The organism is Enterobacter chinensis, assembly GCF_034008295.1.
In the GTDB taxonomy this organism is placed as follows: Bacteria; Pseudomonadota; Gammaproteobacteria; order Enterobacterales; family Enterobacteriaceae; genus Enterobacter; species Enterobacter chinensis.
Map to the genome: position 1 here is coordinate 454,716 of NZ_JARDVI010000002.1, position 17,320 is coordinate 472,035.

A 17,320-nucleotide genomic window follows, 5' to 3' on the forward strand; every position below is an offset into this window, starting at 1 on the left:
CGTTCATTCATCTTGATTCAGACACATCCGCACCGGGCGGACTGAATTTCAATCATCAAAAAAGCAATTTACTGATTTTAATCAGCGGCCACCCTTTGCTTTTTTTCCGGAAAATTATCGATTTCTTTCTTGCAAGAAATCGAGGGACGCATATTACCTAAAATAAAGAGAGAAAGATGAAAAGTTTAAAAATCGCAGCCAGCCGTGCATGTCCGGATTGCTTTACCACCCAGCGTGAACTGGTGGATGTCCGGGCCTCGGATTATATTGATGTTGCCGCCATTGTTCTGGCGGTCAGCGATATTACCGGCGGCATCCTGGAAGAAATAGAAGCCACCGGCTTTGGTATTCCTGTTTTTGTTGCGACGCACAAAGAAGAGATCATTCCGGCAGACTATTTATCGCGCATTCACGGCGTATTTGAGTATTCAGACACCAGCAGCGACTTTTATGGACGTCAGCTGGAAGCGGCAGCCCAGAAGTATGAAACCCAGCTGCGTCCGCCGTTTTTCCGCGCCCTGGTCGACTATGTGAAACAGGGCAACAGCGCGTTCGACTGCCCGGGGCATCAGGGTGGGCAGTTCTTCCGCCGTCATCCTGCCGGTAACCAGTTTGTCGATTTCTTTGGTGAGACGCTTTTCCGCTCCGACCTGTGTAACGCCGACGTGGCGATGGGCGATCTGCTGATCCACGAAGGCGCGCCGTGCATTGCGCAGCAACACGCGGCAAAAGTCTTTAACGCCGATAAGACCTACTTCGTGCTGAACGGCACCTCGTCATCCAACAAAGTGGTGCTTAATGCCCTGCTCACGCCGGGCGACCTGGTCCTGTTCGACCGTAACAACCACAAATCCAACCATCACGGAGCTCTTCTCCAGGCAGGGGCTACGCCGGTCTATCTGGAAACCGCGCGCAACCCGTACGGCTTTATTGGCGGCATTGATGCCCACTGCTTTGAAGAACGTTATCTGCGCGAGCTGGTGACAGAGGTCGCACCTGACCGTGCACGCGATGCGCGTCCGTTCCGTCTGGCGGTGATCCAGCTGGGGACCTACGATGGCACCATCTATAACGCCCGTCAGGTGGTAGATAAGATTGGACCCTTGTGCGACTACATCCTGTTTGACTCTGCCTGGGTGGGTTACGAGCAGTTTATTCCGATGATGGCCGACTGCTCTCCGCTGCTGCTGGAGCTGAACGAAAACGATCCGGGGATCCTGGTCACCCAGTCCGTGCATAAACAGCAGGCGGGCTTCTCACAGACCTCGCAAATCCACAAGAAAGACAGCCACATCAAAGGCCAACAGCGCTATGTCCCACATAAGCGGCTAAATAATGCCTTTATGATGCACGCCTCTACCAGCCCGTTCTATCCGCTGTTTGCCGCGCTGGATATCAACGCCCGGATGCATGAAGGTCAGAGTGGACGCAACATGTGGATGGACTGCGTGGTGAACGGTATTGAAGCGCGCAAGCTTATCCTGCAGAACTGCCAGTATTTGCGCCCCTTCGTGCCGGATACGGTGGATGGCCGTCCGTGGGAAAGCTGGGAGACGGCAGACATAGCGACCGACCTGCGCTTCTTCCACTTCGTCCCGGGTGAAAACTGGCACGCTTTTGAGGGTTATGCTGAGCATCAATACTTTATCGACCCTTGCAAACTGCTGCTGACCACACCGGGCATTAACGCCCGTACCGGCGAGTATGAGGATTTCGGCGTTCCCGCCACCATCCTCGCCAACTTCCTGCGTGAAAATGGCATTGTGCCGGAGAAATGCGATCTCAACTCGATCCTGTTCCTGCTCACGCCTGCCGAAGATATGGGCAAACTGCAGCAGCTGGTGGCGCAGCTGGTGCGCTTTGAAAAACTGCTCGAGAGCGATGTTCCGCTGAAAGACGTCCTGCCTTCTCTCTACAAACAACATCCGGAGCGTTACGCGGATTACACCCTGCGCCAGATCTGCCAGGAAATGCATGACCTGTACGCCCGCCACAACGTGAAACAGTTACAGAAAGAGATGTTCCGCAAGTCTCACTTCCCACGCGTGATGATGAACCCGCAGGACGCGAACTACGCCTATCTGCGCGGTGAGGTTGAACTCGTGTCCCTGCGCGACGCGGAAGGCCGTATCGCCGCCGAAGGCGCCCTTCCTTATCCGCCAGGGGTGTTGTGTGTTGTCCCGGGGGAAGTCTGGGGCGGTTCCGTACTGCGCTACTTTGCCGCGCTGGAAGAAGGCATCAACCTGTTACCGGGCTTTGCGCCGGAGCTGCAGGGTGTGTACGTCGAAGAGTGTGAGGGTCGCAAACAGGTTCGCTGCAATGTCATCAAACAACCCGCCGCTCAGCCCGCGCTGCTGAAAGGAGAGAAATTATGAGTAAGTCCAATAAGATGGGCGTGGTGCAGCTGACCATCCTCACCATGGTGAATATGATGGGTTCCGGGATCATCATGCTGCCCACCAAGCTTGCAGAAGTAGGAACCATTTCGATTATCTCCTGGATGGTGACCGCTGTAGGCTCAATGGCGCTGGCATGGGCATTTGCCAAGTGCGGGATGTTCAGCCGTAAGTCAGGCGGGATGGGTGGCTATGCCGAATATGCCTTTGGCAAATCCGGCAACTTTATGGCCAACTATACTTACGGCGTGTCGCTGCTGATCGCTAACGTAGCGATTGCCATCTCCGCCGTGGGTTACGGTACAGAGCTGTTTGGCGCGACGCTCAGCCCGGTACAAATTGGACTGGCAACCATCGGCGTGCTGTGGCTCTGCACCGTGGCCAACTTTGGCGGCGCGCGCATCACCGGACAGCTCAGCAGCATCACCGTCTGGGGCGTGATTATCCCGGTTGTCGGCCTGTGCATCATCGGCTGGTTCTGGTTCAGCCCGACCCTGTACGCGAACTCCTGGAACCCGCACCATGTGCCGTTCTTTACCGCTGTCGGGTCCTCCATCGCCATGACGCTGTGGGCCTTCCTCGGTCTGGAATCGGCCTGTGCAAACGCGGAAGTGGTAGAGAACCCGGAAAAGAACGTCCCGATTGCCGTTCTGGGCGGAACGCTGGGCGCGGCGGTGATCTATATCGTCTCGACTAACGTTATTGCCGGTATCGTACCAAACATGGATCTGGCTAACTCCACGGCGCCGTTCGGGCTGGCCTTCGCCCAGATGTTCACCCCGGAAGTCGGGAAAGTGATCATGGGGCTGATGGTCATGTCCTGCTGCGGTTCGCTCCTCGGCTGGCAGTTTACCATCGCACAGGTGTTTAAATCTTCGGCTGACGAAGGCTACTTCCCGAAAATCTTCTCCCGCGTGACCAAAGCCGATGCGCCAGTACAGGGCATGCTGGCGATTGTCATCTTCCAGAGTGGATTGTCGCTGATGACCATTAGCCCGTCGCTGAACAGCCAGTTCAACGTGCTGGTCAACCTGGCGGTAGTGACGAATATCATTCCGTATATTCTGTCGATGGCAGCGCTGGTGATTATTCAGAAGGTGGCCAAGGTGGATCCACGCAAAGCGCGCGCGGCGAATATCGTGGCGCTGATAGGGGCGATTTACAGCTTCTACGCGCTTTACTCATCCGGCCAGGAAGCGATGCTGTATGGCGCGATGGTGACCTTTATGGGCTGGACGCTGTACGGTCTGGTGTCACCGAGATTTGAATTGAAGAATAAGCATAGTTAAAAAAAAAAGCCCGGTGGCGCTAGCGCTTACCGGGCCTACGATCGCTGTTGTAGGCCGGGCAAACGCAGTGCCGCCCGGCACACAAACCGCATTTACGCGTTTTTCAGCACTTCGCTGACAATCTCTACCGCTTCTTTCTCAATCTGCTGACGATGCTCAGAGCCTAAGAAACTTTCGCAATAGATTTTATACGCATCTTCCGTACCGGATGGACGCGCGGCGAACCAGCCGTTGTCGGTCATCACTTTCAGACCACCAATGGATGCGCCGTTGCCCGGTGCCGCCGTCAGACGCGCGGTGATCGGGTCGCCCGCCAGGGTGCTTGCGCTGACCATCTCTGGAGAGAGTTTGGACAGTGCCGCTTTCTGGGCTGATGTTGCGCCAGCCTGAATTCGGTTATAGCTTGGCGCACCAAAGCGTGCGGCCAGCTCGTTGTAATGTTCCTGCGGGTTCTTACCGGTGACCGCGGTGATTTCCGCCGCCAGCAGGCACATGATGATGCCGTCTTTGTCAGTTGACCACGGCGTGCCGTCGAAGCGCAGGAATGACGCGCCCGCGCTTTCTTCACCGCCAAAACCGAAGCTGCCGTCGTGCAGACCGTCAACAAACCATTTAAAGCCAACCGGTACTTCCACAAGCCGACGGCCCAGCGCGTCGACCACGCGGTCGATCATGGCTGAAGAGACCAGCGTCTTCCCGACCGCTACCTCTTTGCCCCACTGCGGACGGTGCTGGAACAGGTAGTTAATCGCGACGGCCAGATAGTGGTTCGGGTTCATCAGCCCGGCAGGGGTGACGATACCGTGACGGTCATAATCCGGATCGTTAGCAAACGCCAGGTCGAATTTATCGCGCAGCGCCAGCAGGCCCGCCATGGCACACTCTGAGGAGCAGTCCATACGGATCGCGCCGTCTTTATCGAGGTGCATAAAGCGGAAGGTCTGATCAACGTGATCGTTCACGATGGTCAGGTCCAGCTTGTAATGCTCAGCGATACGCTTCCAGTATTCAATACCGGAGCCGCCCAGCGGATCCACACCCAGCTTCAGGCCGGCTTTCTGAATCGCCGCCATATCGACGATATCCGCCAGCCCTTCCACGAATGGCTGAACCAGATCCTGCTCTTTGACGTGGCCGGACGCCATGGCAGCATCCAGTGAGATGCGCTTCACGCCTTTCAGACCGTCTGCCAGCAAGGCGTTAGCACGATCTTCCACCACTTTGGTGACGTTAGTGTCTGCCGGGCCACCGTTAGGTGGGTTGTATTTGATGCCACCGTCTTCCGGCGGGTTATGAGACGGAGTGATAACGATCCCGTCTGCCAGCGCGCCACCTTTTTTATTGTGCACCAGGATTGCGTTAGACACCGCAGGGGTTGGGGTGAAACCGTTGTTCTCCTGAACAATCACATCAACGCCGTTTGCGGCCAGCACTTCCACAACAGAAATGAACGCCGGTTCAGACAGCGCATGGGTGTCTTTCCCCACGTAGCACGGACCGGTAACGCCATTTTTAGCGCGCTCTTCCGCAATGGCCTGAGCAATAGCCAGAATGTGCGGTTCGTTAAAGCTGTGGCGCGCCGCGCTCCCACGGTGACCAGATGTACCAAACTTCACTGCGTGTTCTGCGTTGCCCACGACCGGTTTCAGCACGTAATACTGCGCGGTCAGCTGAGCGACGTTAATCAAATCGCTTTGTTGTGCAGGTTGGCCTGCACGGCTGTGATTTGCCATTACCGGGTCCTTCTGATGCAAGGGTTAAATTGTACCGCAAACCTTTTCAATCAATTCCGCCGGGAACTGCATGGACTGCATGATATGTTCAATCATGCTGCACTTGCGGCCCGTATTGGTATTGGTGATCACCCAGTAAGGGGTGCCAGGAACATGTTTGGGTTTGGTTTGATTGCCATTTTGCAGCAGCGTCTGCTCGTCACCCGCGAAATAGACGCGAGTACGACCGTGCAGCGACTCGGTCGCTTCTGCAAACGCTTTGTTATCCAGTGAATAAAGTGTAGACAGCACCAGCATAAAGCGATTAACCGCCTTTTTCTGCTCCGCATATTCATCGGACAGCAGCAGCTCGCGCATCGCGCGCACTTTATCTTTTGCCGGCGTCACGGCAGGTTTTGCCTGTGCAACAACGCTCGGCTGAGACACGACATCTTTGGTGACTGGGGTAGCAGGCTGTGAAGCGGCGGAAATTTTAAGCATGCGCCGTAAAATGTCGGACGCGCTCTCCCCGATATGCCGCGTCTGGCTGGCAATATACTGATAGAGTTCGTCATCAACTTCGATTGTTTTCATCTTAATCCAGTGCGATATCATATCTGAATACAAGTCATTGGGATTATAAGGTCAAATCCCAACAGCGGATAGCGTCAAACCAGGTTGGCGGCAAAAGTCAGATTAAACTGGAACCTTGCAGCCGGGCGGCAGAATGGTCAACATGATACCCTAACCTGACATACGTAAAAAAAGAACTTTGCCATGAAATTGAATACCCGAGCGCAAACTGCACAATCGCCGAACAATAATTCTCCCATCGTACTGGTTCACGGGCTTTTTGGCAGCCTGGATAACCTGGGCGTGCTGGCGCGCGATCTGGTTACCGACCACGATATTTTACAGGTCGATATGCGCAATCACGGTCTTTCCGGACGTTCAGACGAGATGACCTACGCCGCGATGGCACAGGATCTGCTGGATACGCTGGACGCCAACGGCCTGCAGAAAGTGACGCTCATCGGGCATTCAATGGGCGGCAAAGCGGTGATGGCCCTGACGGCGCTGGCGCCGGAGCGCATTAACGGCCTGGTGGTGATTGATGTCGCGCCCGTGGACTACGACGTTCGCCGTCACGACGAGATTTTTGCCGCCATCAATGCGGTCACTGACGCGGGTGTCGCAACCCGCCAACAGGCGGCTGCGGTCATGCGTGACCATCTTGATGAAGAAGGCGTCGTGCAGTTCCTGCTGAAATCCTTTGTTGACGGGCAATGGCGTTTTAACGTGCCGGTGCTCTGGGAGCAATACAACAACATTGTGGGCTGGGAAACGGTACCTGCCTGGCCACACCCTACCCTCTTCATTCGTGGCGGTAACTCTCCTTACGTTACCGACGCGTACCGCGACACCTTGCTGGCACAATTCCCTCAGGCGCGTGCCCATGTCATTGCCGGGGCCGGGCACTGGGTTCACGCAGAAAAACCTGACGCCGTGTTGCGCGCCATTCGCCGCTATCTCGCTGATACTGCAAATTGATTAAAAAGAGAGCGACTGGAAGGCTGCGGGCTTCCAGTCGTTGGCGTGCCGTTTTTGCTGATGTATGATGGCGCGCTTATCGCCCGGGCATTAGCAGGGCGGCGTGTTTCCCCCGAAGTCTCAGAATCATGGCCAAAGAACAAACGGACCGTACGACACTAGATCTGTTCGCGAATGAGCGTCGACCGGGACGACCCAAGACGAATCCGCTTTCGCGCGATGAACAGCTGCGTATCAATAAACGCAATCAGCTTAAACGCGATAAAAATCGTGGGCTTAAGCGTGTCGAACTGAAGCTGAATGCTGACGCCGTCGATGCGCTTAACGAGCTGGCTGACGCGAGAAACATCAGCCGTAGCGAGCTCATTGAAGAGATGTTGATCGCCCAGCTTGAGACGTTACGCAGCCAGGCATAAGTCTGAAAATCCCCTTTATCGCCCTTTTCATGTAGCACAGAGTGCAGTCCTGCGCGATAGCTGTTTCCGCAGGGTTGCCAGTTCTGCTATTATTGCCCTTATCCGTGGCCGAATTGCGCCACCATACTATTAAGTTTCAAGAGGTTATTTTACTCATGGCAATCATCGGCATTTTCTTTGGCAGTGATACCGGCAATACCGAAAATATCGCAAAAAACATTCAAAAACAGCTCGGTAAAGACGTTGCTGATGTGCATGACATCGCCAAGAGCAGCAAAGAAGATCTCGAAGGCTATGACATTCTTCTGCTGGGTATTCCAACCTGGTACTACGGTGAAGCCCAGTGCGACTGGGATGATTTCTTCCCGACGCTGGAAGAAGTCGACTTCAACGGTAAGCTGGTCGCCCTGTTTGGCTGTGGCGATCAGGAAGACTACGCCGAGTACTTCTGTGACGCACTGGGAACTATCCGCGACATCATTGAGCCGAATGGCGCAGTGATCGTAGGCCACTGGCCGACCGCCGGTTACCACTTCGAAGCGTCTAAAGGCCTGGCTGATGACGATCATTTCGTGGGTCTGGCCATTGACGAAGACCGTCAGCCAGAGCTGACGGCAGAGCGCGTTGAGAAATGGGTGAAGCAGATCCGTGAAGAACTGCACCTGGACGATATTCTTAACGCCTGATTTTTATCGCGGCGCAACGGCGGTTGCGCCCGTGCTCCAGGTCAAACCGATTAAATTAATCGCTACAATCTTTTAACTTTTTCGCCCAGACCTGTACAATGTCTCCCTGATAAACGTGGTTTTCCATTGAGCAAGTTTGTTGGTGATACCACGTTTTTATAAGCATATTTTGCCTGAGACTTGCAGTTTTCATTTAGCCATGGCAGTTCTATAATGAGACGCAATATCCCAGGTGCATTTTCTGTCACTTCCTACAGAAGTGAATCGTTTAGCAACAGGACAGATTCCGCATGACTGACAACAATACCGCATTAAAGAAGGCTGGCCTGAAAGTTACGCTTCCTCGGTTAAAAATCCTTGAAGTGCTTCAGGGTCCAGACAATCACCATGTCAGTGCGGAAGACCTTTATAAACGTCTTATCGACATGGGTGAAGAGATTGGGCTGGCTACCGTCTATCGCGTGCTGAACCAGTTTGATGACGCGGGCATTGTTACCCGTCATAATTTCGAAGGCGGTAAATCTGTTTTCGAACTGACCCAGCAGCAGCACCACGATCACCTGATCTGCCTCGATTGCGGCAAGGTCATTGAATTTAGCGATGATTCGATTGAATCACGCCAGCGTGAAATCGCGGCGCGTCATGGCATCCGCCTGACCAACCACAGCCTGTACCTTTACGGTCACTGTGCTGAAGGTGACTGCCGCGAAGATGATCACGCGCACGACGCGAAATAAGTGAGTGTTTATACTCTGAGCCAGCCGCGAGGTTGGCTTTTTTTTTGCCGTTAAAAAGCCCGGTGGCGCAGCGCCACCGGGCATGATAACAGCGAGTTAATGACTGTTATTGCTGCGAATCTCTTTCCAGATCTGGTCGCAACGCTTCGCCACTTCCTGATCGTTACCGGTTTTACGCGCCTGGATACAGGCCTGGTAATCCATCACGCGAACATTTTCCTGCGTCGCGAACTGCTCATGCGCTTTCTCTTTTTTCAGCACATTCAACACGCTCTGACAGGCTTCAATCTTCTCCGGCGAGCCTTCAGCGGTATTGATACACGCGCTATAGGCCTCCTTCAGACGGGTGTCCTCTTTCGGCGCCTGTGTCTGAGCACACGCCACCAGCCCTGATGCCAGCAACGCGACGATTACGATTTTTTTCATCATATGCAGTCTCCATACCGGCGGGACTCAGCCCGCCGGTGCGTTCATCAGAAGATGGTGAATGGGGCGATAACCATGAATTTCACGTCACGTTCATCCTGGAAGATGTTGCCGTAACCGCCCGCATAGCTCGGGATATCGGAGTGGTTGTCATACTGGGTGAAGTGCAGTTTGAACATCGTGCCTTTGGCTCTTCCCTCCTGCAATACATATGCGGCATCCAGACTATAGGCGGATTCTTTCAGGCGCTGACTCTGATCGTAGATTGGGGCACTACTTGGTTTAGCATCCCAACCGTAAGCATAGGAAGCACCCACTGACCAACCTGCAAGGTTCCAGTTTTTGAGATCGTACATCGCCCCGAAGAAGACCGCTTTTTCGCCATTGGCGTTAAAGTCAGAACGGTTATCCCACCAGATATCCAGGCGACCATTAGAAGAAGCATAGGTTGGTGTCATGCGCTGTAAGAAGAAGCCCTGATTACCGTCAGCTTTGACCCACGTGCCTTCGAGACGTAGATCCACCTGGCCAATCTTGTAGCCAAAGGTTAAAGCTTGCAGCCAAGCCGTGCCGTCATATAAGTCCCTGGCAAGGGCCACTTCATCGTTAGTCTTCAGGTTATTTTGCGCATCTGCTTTATCTCGCGCACCATAGAATTGATAGCTGGTCGAAAGTGGGCTTCCGGCGATATCGAACTTATAAGACGCTTTGGCAAAATACTGATCCATGTATCCTTGTGCCTGACCAAATGCCGCTTCCAGCACCAGATTATTTTTGAAATCGTACTTAGCACCAAGAGAATGCAGATAATCTACCCGTGTTTTACGATCGCCCTGGTAGAACTTGTCCATTTCGATGTGCCACGGTGCTTTGTATTCGTTGGTCCACATATAAGAGAAGCTCAACGCACCCGCATCACCGTAGTCAAAGTTAGCCCCGGCTTCTGCACCCTGATAGGTGCCCGGCATAAAGCTCCAGTGCGGTGCTAACAGCGTCTGGCCGGTTGGCTGAATATAACCACCGCGCGCCCATACCGGGCCGTATTTAAATTTCGCAGCGGCCTTGTAAAGACTGATTCCGCTCTTATCCCCGGACCAGTCTTCTTTATACGCTTTGTTGCTGGAGGAGAAGGCAATTTCGTTCGGGTGGGCACTGTCGCCGTTTTCCGCCATTTCAATCGCGGTGAATGCAGCAATATCCAGACCGAACATATCCGCGGCATAGCCTGACTGGAAGTCCAGGTTGGCGTTCCAGGTGGAGTGAGAAAGGTTGGTTTTGTATTTATCTTCGGTAACGTCTTTACGATCACGCTCACGCTGCCAGTAATAAATACCGCCCGTGAGGGTAGAATCATCGATGAAACCCGCAGCTTTCGCTTCAGGTGTGATAACCAGGCTCGACATTGCTGTCACACCGGCAATAGCCAGCGCCAGCGCACTACGTTTGCCACTGAACGTACGCATAGATTATTCCTCTTTGACGAATTAAAACGCCTGAAACGGCGAAAATAAAAAAGACCAAACGGTCAGGGGTAGTTATAAATACCCTCGAATTAACTACCGCCTTTAGGTTATTTTTCGCGACGCGAATTATCAATGCTTTTCAGCGGACAAAAGTCAGGATTATGACGAAGTGCACATAATTGGTAGTGATTTGTAACATTTGCCGGAGAGCGAGGTTTGGCGAGGTAAGCCATTAAATTTTAGAGGGTAAGATCGTTAATTGCCGTTACTTTTTACAAATTGCGCATTGATGATAAAAAACAAACTTTTTTCAGAAAAATAAGTAGCACCACATTGACCTGATATTTTCCTCGATATTATTACTCCCCTGCTTTAACGATATGATCATTAAATAAAAAAACGCCGCAATAAGCGGCGTTTGTCTCTCATTGACCAATGCAGCGTTATTATTCGCCGATTTTGGTCCAGGTATCACGCAGACCCACGGTACGGTTAAATACCGGTTTTTCTGCCGTGCTGTATCGGCTGTCCAGGCAGAAGTAACCTTCACGCTCGAACTGGAACGCCTTACCCGCTTCAGCGGCTTTCAGGGAAGGCTCCGCATAACCCTGCTTGATAACCAGAGATTCCGGGTTGATGGTCGCCAGGAAGTCTTCAGCAGCCCCCGGGTTAGGCACGCTGAACAGACGATCGTACAGACGAATTTCTACCGGCAGCGCGTGGGATGCGCTCACCCAATGAATAACGCCTTTCACCTTGCGACCGTCCGCCGGATCTTTACTCAGCGTTTCTGCGTCATAAGAACAGAAGATGGTGGTGATGTTACCTTCCGCATCTTTCTCTACGCGCTCGGCTTTGATGACGTAGGCATTACGCAGACGCACCTCTTTACCCAACACCAGACGCTTGTACTGCTTGTTGGCTTCTTCGCGGAAGTCAGCACGATCGATCCAGATTTCACCGCTGAACGGCACGTCGCGGGTTCCCATCTCCGGTTTGCTCGGATGGTTAGGCATGGAGACCAGCTCGCTTTCACCCTGCGGATAGTTCTCGATAACCAGTTTCACCGGGTCGATGACCGCCATCGCGCGCGGTGCGTTTTCGTTGAGATCTTCGCGAATGCAGGATTCCAGAGAAGCTATTTCAATGGTGTTGTCCTGCTTGGTGACGCCGATACGTTTGCAGAACTCACGAATAGACGCGGCAGTATAACCGCGACGGCGCAGACCAGAGATGGTCGGCATACGCGGGTCATCCCAGCCCTCAACGTGCTTGTCGGTGACCAGCAGGTTCAGTTTACGCTTGGACATCACAGTGTATTCCAGATTCAGACGAGAGAACTCGTACTGGCGCGGATGCACAGGAATGGTGATGTTATCCAGCACCCAGTCGTACAGACGACGGTTGTCCTGGAACTCCAGCGTACACAGCGAGTGAGTGATGCCTTCCAGCGCATCGCTGATGCAGTGGGTAAAGTCGTACATCGGGTAGATGCACCACTTGTTACCGGTCTGGTGGTGTTCAGCAAATTTTATACGGTACAGCACCGGATCGCGCATCACGATGAACGGAGACGCCATATCGATTTTGGCACGCAGGCAGGCTTTGCCTTCTTCGAAGCCACCCGCACGCATTTTTTCAAACAGCGCCAGGTTCTCTTCCACGCTGCGATCGCGGAACGGGCTGTTTTTGCCCGGCGCGGTCAGCGTACCGCGATATTCACGGATTTCGTCAGCAGACAGCTCGTCGACATACGCCAGACCTTTGTTGATAAGCTCTACCGCATAGGCGTACAGCTGATCGAAATAGTCAGAGGAGTAGCAGATATCGCCAGACCAGTTGAAGCCCAGCCATTGCACGTCGTTCTTAATGGACTCAACGTATTCGATGTCTTCTTTTACTGGGTTGGTGTCATCGAAACGCAGGTTGCACTGTCCCTGATAGTCCTGGGCAATGCCAAAGTTCAGGCAGATAGATTTTGCATGCCCAATATGCAGGTAGCCGTTCGGCTCCGGCGGGAAGCGGGTATGAATTGTGGTGTGCTTACCACTGGCCAGATCTTCATCGATGATCTGACGAATAAAGTTACTCGGGCGGGCTTCTGCCTCACTCATCGTGGATTCCTCAAAGCGTAAACAACGTATAACGGCATATGATCTTATAAGCCGGACGTAGTGACAACCCTTAAAACGGCTCTGAAGAAAATAATGGGGGCGTTTGCTGCAAAAAAAAGCGGCGGAGGATATCCCCCGCCGCTTAAGGCATGACTCTACTCAGGAGCGATTACTTGCCTTTAATCTCATACAGCGGCGTTTGACCCGCAACAACCTGACCTTTCGCCTGAATGACCAGGCCACTGAAGTCATCGATGTTGCTGCAAACAACCGGGCTTATCATGGAGCGCGCGTTGGCGTTCAGGAAGTCCAGATCCATTTCCAGAATCGGCTGACCGGCCACCACTTCAGCGCCCTCTTCCACCAGACGAGTAAAGCCCTGACCATTCAGCGCAACGGTATCGATACCCATGTGGACAACGATCTCCGCGCCATTTTCGGTTTCGAGGCAGAACGCATGGTTGGTGTTGAAGATTTTCACGATGGTACCTGCAGCAGGAGACACAACGGTTTTATCCGTTGGTTTCACCGCCACACCGTCGCCTACAGCTTTGCTGGCGAACGCTTCATCAGGCACTTGCTCAATCGCAACGACCTCACCGGTAACGGGTGAAACCAGCGCGGCAACTGTTTTTGCGTTAGGTACTGCCTGCGGTTTCGCAGCTGCAGGGGCGGCAGCGGGAGCAGCGCTTGCTTCAGCGGCTGCGACCGGGCCGGTCGTTTTCATTGCGTTGGCAATTTTCTCAGCAACGAAGCCGACGATAATCTGCACGCTGGTTTTGTTCAGGCGGATAACACCGGACGCACCCAGGCGTTTTGCCAGCGCCTCGTTCACCAGAGAAGAATCTTTTACGTTCAGACGCAGACGGGTGATACAGGCATCAATGCCGGTCAGGTTGTCAGAACCACCGACAGCGGCAATGTACTGACGCGCCAGACCTGATACGTCCTGATCCTGAGCACCGCTCACGTTCACATCCTGACCATCTGCTTCGCTACCGGCCACGGCCAGTTCACGACCCGGGGTCATCAGGTTGAATTTGGTGATAGTGAAACGGAACACCATGTAGTAGATCGCGAAGAACACCAGACCTTGTGGGATCAGCATCCACCAGTGGGTTGCCAGCGGGTTACGGGAAGAAAGCACCATATCCACCAGACCCGCACTGAAGCCAAAGCCCGCAATCCAGTGCATGCTTGCCGCGATAAATACGGAGATACCGGTCAGCACAGCGTGGATCACATACAGCACAGGTGCCACGAACATGAAGGAGAATTCCAGCGGCTCGGTGATACCGGTGAAGAAGGCCGCAAACGCGCCCGCCATCATAATACCCAGCACTTTCGCTTTGTTCTCTGGACGCGCGCAGTGGTAGATAGCCAGCGCAGCACCCGGAAGACCAAACATCATGATTGGGAAGAAGCCTGCCTGGTAACGACCGGTAATACCGACAACCGCTTTACCTGCTTCGATGGACTGTGCGCCACCCAGGAAGTTAGGAATATCGTTAATACCCGCAACGTCGAACCAGAACACGGAGTTCAGCGCGTGGTGCAGACCAACCGGGATCAGCAGACGGTTGAAGAACGCGTACACGCCCGCACCAACGGAGCCCAGCTTCTGAATATGCTCACCGAAGTTAACCAGACCGTCGAAGATCATCGGCCAGACGTACATCATGATGAACGCAACAACGATCATCACGAAGGACGTCAGGATAGGCACCAGACGACGGCCGCTGAAGAACGACAGCGCTTTTGGCAGCTCAACGCTGCTGAAGCGGTTGTACAGTTCCGCAGAGATAATACCGACGAGGATACCGACAAACTGGTTGCTGATCTTACCGAATGCCGCCGGAACCTGGTCCGCCGGGATTTTTTGGATCATGGCCACCGCTGCAGGTGAGCAGAGAGTGGTTAACACGAGGAAACCGACAAAACCGGTCAGCGCAGCGGCACCGTCTTTGTCTTTGGACATACCGTAAGCCACACCAATCGCAAACAACACGGACATGTTGTCGATAATGGCGGAGCCGGACTTGATAAAGAACGCCGCCAGCGCGCTGGTGTTACCCCAGCCGTTGGGGTCGATCCAGTAGCCGACACCCATCAGGATGGCTGCGGCAGGCAGCGTGGCGACCGGCACCATAAGTGCGCGACCAACCTTTTGTAAATAACCTAGAATACTCACTTTCTTCCCCCTATGAGACCCCGTTTAAGGCATGTTCTCAGCTCTGTTTTTTATTGTGTCACGAACTATATATACAGTTGATGATTCACTGGCATTGTGAGTGTGTGAAAAATTAATTCGTATCGCAAATTAAAAGCGTACTTTTTGTGATTTTTGTCACCAAATATCGTTTATTACCCTCCCTTTCACTGGCTAACAACGAAAACTTATTTTATCATTCGAAAAATCAAGACGGATTGATCCGGCCTGAAAGGTTCCAGGTTACGCTTAAGTTTCAGGTTCCGATAGCCATCCGCCCACTCTTCTACTTTAACTCTTGAGGTGAACAATGAGACTGATTCCCCTGGCAACTGCTGAACAAGTCGGTAAATGGGCCGCTCGCCATATCGTTAACCGCATTAACGCGTTTAAACCGACCGCCGATCGTCCTTTCGTACTTGGCCTTCCAACGGGTGGCACACCGCTGACCGCGTATAAAGCACTGGTGGAGATGCACAAAGCAGGCCAGGTTAGCTTCAAACATGTTGTGACCTTCAATATGGACGAATACGTCGGCTTACCGAAAGACCATCCGGAAAGCTACCATAGCTTTATGCACCGCAATTTCTTTGATCACGTTGATATTCCATCTGAAAATATTAACCTGCTGAATGGAAACGCGCCGGATATTGACGCAGAATGCCGTCAGTATGAAGAAAAAATCCGTTCCTACGGTAAAATCCACCTGTTCATGGGTGGCGTAGGCAATGACGGTCATATCGCGTTTAACGAACCGGCGTCATCTTTGGCTTCCCGTACACGTATTAAAACGCTGACCCATGACACACGCGTGGCAAACTCCCGCTTCTTTGACGGTGACGTTAACCAGGTTCCAAAATACGCCCTGACCGTAGGCGTGGGCACCCTGCTGGATGCCGAAGAAGTGATGATTCTGGTTCTGGGCGGCGTGAAAGCGCAGGCGCTGCAGGCTGCCGTTGAAGGCAACGTGAACCATATGTGGACCATCAGCTGCCTGCAGCTGCATCCTAAGTCGGTCATCGTCTGTGACGAGCCGTCCACGATGGAGCTGAAAGTAAAAACGCTGAAATACTTCAACGAGTTAGAAGCTGAGAACATCAAAGGTCTGTAATTGAATAACCGCCTCTTCATCAAGAGGCGGCCGCTTTTTTTAACCGGGGGTCGTTATGTACGCTTTAACCCACGGTCGGATTTATACCGGCCATGATATTCTGGATGACCATGCGATTGTTATCGCCAATGGCCTGATTGAACGTGTTTGCCCGCTGGCAGAGCTGCCGCCGGAGATTGAACAGCGCTCACTCAATGGAGCAGTAATCTCCCCCGGTTTCATCGACGTACAGCTAAACGGCTGCGGTGGTGTGCAATTTAATGACTCCGCCGATGCGGTGACGGTCGAAACGCTGGAGATTATGCAGAAAGCCAACGAGAAATCAGGCTGCACCAGCTATCTGCCAACGCTCATTACCAGCAGTGATGATCTCATGAAACAGGGTATCCGCGTGATGCGTGAATACCTGGCCAAATACCCGAATCAGGCGCTGGGCCTGCACCTTGAAGGGCCATGGCTGAATATGGTCAAGAAAGGGACACATAACCCTAATTACGTGCGTAAACCGGATGCGGAACTGGTTGACTACATGTGCGCGAACGCCGATGTCATTACCAAAGTGACGCTGGCGCCTGAAATGACGGGCACGGAGGTCATCAGCAAACTGGCTGCCGCCGGGATTATCGTTTCAGCAGGCCACTCAAACGCGACGCTGAAAGAGGCAAAAGCCGGTTTCCGTGCGGGCATTACCTTCGCAACGCACCTTTACAACGCCATGCCGTACATCACGGGGCGTGAACCGGGTCTGGTCGGTGCGATTCTGGATGAGCCAGACGTTTACTGCGGTATTATTGCGGACGGTTTGCACGTCGATTACACCAACATTCGTAATGCCAAGCGGCTGAAAGGTGACAAGCTCTGTCTGGTGACGGATGCTACCGCCCCGGCAGGTGCAAATATTGAGCAGTTCATTTTTGCCGGTAAAACAATATACTACCGCAATGGACTGTGTGTGGATGAAAACGGTACGCTGAGTGGTTCCTCTTTGACCATGATCGAAGGGGTGCGTAACCTGGTTGAACATTGCGGGATTGCGCTTGATGAAGTCCTGCGGATGGCCACCCTTTATCCGGCTCGCGCAATGGGCGTGGATAAACAGCTCGGCGGAATTGCACCAGGTATGGTTGCAAACCTGACGGCATTCACACACGATTATAAAATTATTAAGACCATCGTTAATGGTAACGAGGTCGTCACTGAGTAAGTAAAA

The 17,320-nt window shown here is 53.2% G+C and carries 14 protein-coding genes; 8 read left to right on the forward strand and 6 right to left on the reverse strand.

Going from position 1 to position 17,320, the window contains the following annotated elements:
* The first annotated feature begins 176 nt into the window (after positions 1-176).
* Entirely contained in the window at positions 177-2,375 is a 2,199-nt protein-coding gene (gene speF / locus PYW49_RS07105; RefSeq protein WP_320386075.1) for an ornithine decarboxylase SpeF, read from the forward strand.
* Entirely contained in the window at positions 2,372-3,685 is a 1,314-nt protein-coding gene (gene potE, locus PYW49_RS07110; protein ID WP_320386076.1) for a putrescine-ornithine antiporter, read from the forward strand. The genes speF and potE overlap by 4 nt, the downstream gene beginning before the upstream one ends.
* A gap of 92 nt (positions 3,686-3,777) precedes the next feature.
* Here the strand turns inward: potE and pgm are convergent, their stop codons facing one another.
* Both pgm and seqA read right to left on the reverse strand, forming a co-directional pair.
* On the reverse strand, positions 3,778-5,418 hold the full coding sequence (pgm, locus tag PYW49_RS07115; protein WP_320386077.1) for a phosphoglucomutase (alpha-D-glucose-1,6-bisphosphate-dependent): 1,641 nt from the start codon (positions 5,416-5,418) through the stop codon (positions 3,778-3,780).
* A 24-nt stretch (positions 5,419-5,442) separates the two neighbouring features.
* On the reverse strand, positions 5,443-5,991 hold the full coding sequence (seqA, locus tag PYW49_RS07120; RefSeq protein ID WP_008501070.1) for a replication initiation negative regulator SeqA: 549 nt from the start codon (positions 5,989-5,991) through the stop codon (positions 5,443-5,445).
* A 183-nt stretch (positions 5,992-6,174) separates the two neighbouring features.
* Here seqA and ybfF point away from each other — a divergent pair, with 183 nt between their 5' ends.
* The 4 genes from ybfF (at position 6,175) to fur (ending at position 8,787) form a co-directional block, all read left to right on the forward strand.
* Positions 6,175-6,948, forward strand: coding sequence for an esterase (gene ybfF, locus PYW49_RS07125; RefSeq protein ID WP_320386078.1), 774 nt, complete (start codon positions 6,175-6,177; stop codon positions 6,946-6,948).
* Between the two features lie 128 nt (positions 6,949-7,076).
* On the forward strand, positions 7,077-7,364 hold the full coding sequence (gene ybfE, locus PYW49_RS07130; protein WP_023334913.1) for a LexA regulated protein: 288 nt from the start codon (positions 7,077-7,079) through the stop codon (positions 7,362-7,364).
* A gap of 155 nt (positions 7,365-7,519) precedes the next feature.
* Positions 7,520-8,050 carry a flavodoxin FldA gene (gene fldA, locus PYW49_RS07135; protein ID WP_008501067.1) on the forward strand — a complete coding sequence of 177 codons (531 nt, stop codon included), beginning with the start codon at positions 7,520-7,522 and terminating at the stop codon, positions 8,048-8,050.
* A gap of 290 nt (positions 8,051-8,340) precedes the next feature.
* Positions 8,341-8,787 carry a ferric iron uptake transcriptional regulator gene (gene fur / locus PYW49_RS07140; protein ID WP_023310771.1) on the forward strand — a complete coding sequence of 149 codons (447 nt, stop codon included), beginning with the start codon at positions 8,341-8,343 and terminating at the stop codon, positions 8,785-8,787.
* A 96-nt stretch (positions 8,788-8,883) separates the two neighbouring features.
* Here the strand turns inward: fur and chiQ are convergent, their stop codons facing one another.
* From chiQ to nagE, 4 genes are all read right to left on the reverse strand, one after another.
* The gene (chiQ, locus tag PYW49_RS07145) at positions 8,884-9,213 is read right to left on the reverse strand and encodes a ChiQ/YbfN family lipoprotein (protein WP_134349110.1); all 330 of its coding nucleotides are present in this window, start codon (positions 9,211-9,213) and stop codon (positions 8,884-8,886) included.
* Positions 9,214-9,260: 47 nt separating this feature from the next.
* The gene (chiP, locus tag PYW49_RS07150; protein WP_320386079.1) at positions 9,261-10,676 is read right to left on the reverse strand and encodes a chitoporin ChiP; all 1,416 of its coding nucleotides are present in this window, start codon (positions 10,674-10,676) and stop codon (positions 9,261-9,263) included.
* Positions 10,677-11,122: 446 nt separating this feature from the next.
* Positions 11,123-12,790 (reverse strand): glutamine--tRNA ligase, encoded by a 1,668-nt coding sequence (gene glnS / locus PYW49_RS07155; protein ID WP_320386080.1) that lies wholly within the window; start codon positions 12,788-12,790, stop codon positions 11,123-11,125.
* Positions 12,791-12,959: 169 nt separating this feature from the next.
* Positions 12,960-14,981, reverse strand: coding sequence for an N-acetylglucosamine-specific PTS transporter subunit IIBC (gene nagE / locus PYW49_RS07160; protein ID WP_047633829.1), 2,022 nt, complete (start codon positions 14,979-14,981; stop codon positions 12,960-12,962).
* A gap of 328 nt (positions 14,982-15,309) precedes the next feature.
* Here nagE and nagB point away from each other — a divergent pair, with 328 nt between their 5' ends.
* Both nagB and nagA read left to right on the forward strand, forming a co-directional pair.
* Entirely contained in the window at positions 15,310-16,110 is an 801-nt protein-coding gene (gene nagB, locus PYW49_RS07165; protein WP_023310765.1) for a glucosamine-6-phosphate deaminase, read from the forward strand.
* 55 nt (positions 16,111-16,165) lie between these two features.
* A complete protein-coding gene (gene nagA / locus PYW49_RS07170; RefSeq protein WP_134349086.1) occupies positions 16,166-17,314 on the forward strand; it encodes an N-acetylglucosamine-6-phosphate deacetylase in 1,149 nt (382 codons plus the stop codon).
* Positions 17,315-17,320 lie beyond the last annotated feature (6 nt).

Bases quoted from the DNA above. Each gene is read 5' to 3' on its own strand.
- chiP (WP_320386079.1), bottom strand. From the start codon at position 10,676: ATGCGTACGTTCAGTGGCAAACGTAGTGCGCTGGCGCTGGCTATTGCC.
- potE (WP_320386076.1), top strand. From the start codon at position 2,372: ATGAGTAAGTCCAATAAGATGGGCGTGGTGCAGCTGACCATCCTCACC.
- speF (WP_320386075.1), top strand. From the start codon at position 177: ATGAAAAGTTTAAAAATCGCAGCCAGCCGTGCATGTCCGGATTGCTTT.
- ybfF (WP_320386078.1), top strand. From the start codon at position 6,175: ATGAAATTGAATACCCGAGCGCAAACTGCACAATCGCCGAACAATAAT.
- glnS (WP_320386080.1), bottom strand. From the start codon at position 12,790: ATGAGTGAGGCAGAAGCCCGCCCGAGTAACTTTATTCGTCAGATCATC.
- nagA (WP_134349086.1), top strand. From the start codon at position 16,166: ATGTACGCTTTAACCCACGGTCGGATTTATACCGGCCATGATATTCTG.
- ybfE (WP_023334913.1), top strand. From the start codon at position 7,077: ATGGCCAAAGAACAAACGGACCGTACGACACTAGATCTGTTCGCGAAT.
- chiQ (WP_134349110.1), bottom strand. From the start codon at position 9,213: ATGAAAAAAATCGTAATCGTCGCGTTGCTGGCATCAGGGCTGGTGGCG.
- nagB (WP_023310765.1), top strand. From the start codon at position 15,310: ATGAGACTGATTCCCCTGGCAACTGCTGAACAAGTCGGTAAATGGGCC.
- seqA (WP_008501070.1), bottom strand. From the start codon at position 5,991: ATGAAAACAATCGAAGTTGATGACGAACTCTATCAGTATATTGCCAGC.
- fur (WP_023310771.1), top strand. From the start codon at position 8,341: ATGACTGACAACAATACCGCATTAAAGAAGGCTGGCCTGAAAGTTACG.
- fldA (WP_008501067.1), top strand. From the start codon at position 7,520: ATGGCAATCATCGGCATTTTCTTTGGCAGTGATACCGGCAATACCGAA.
- pgm (WP_320386077.1), bottom strand. From the start codon at position 5,418: ATGGCAAATCACAGCCGTGCAGGCCAACCTGCACAACAAAGCGATTTG.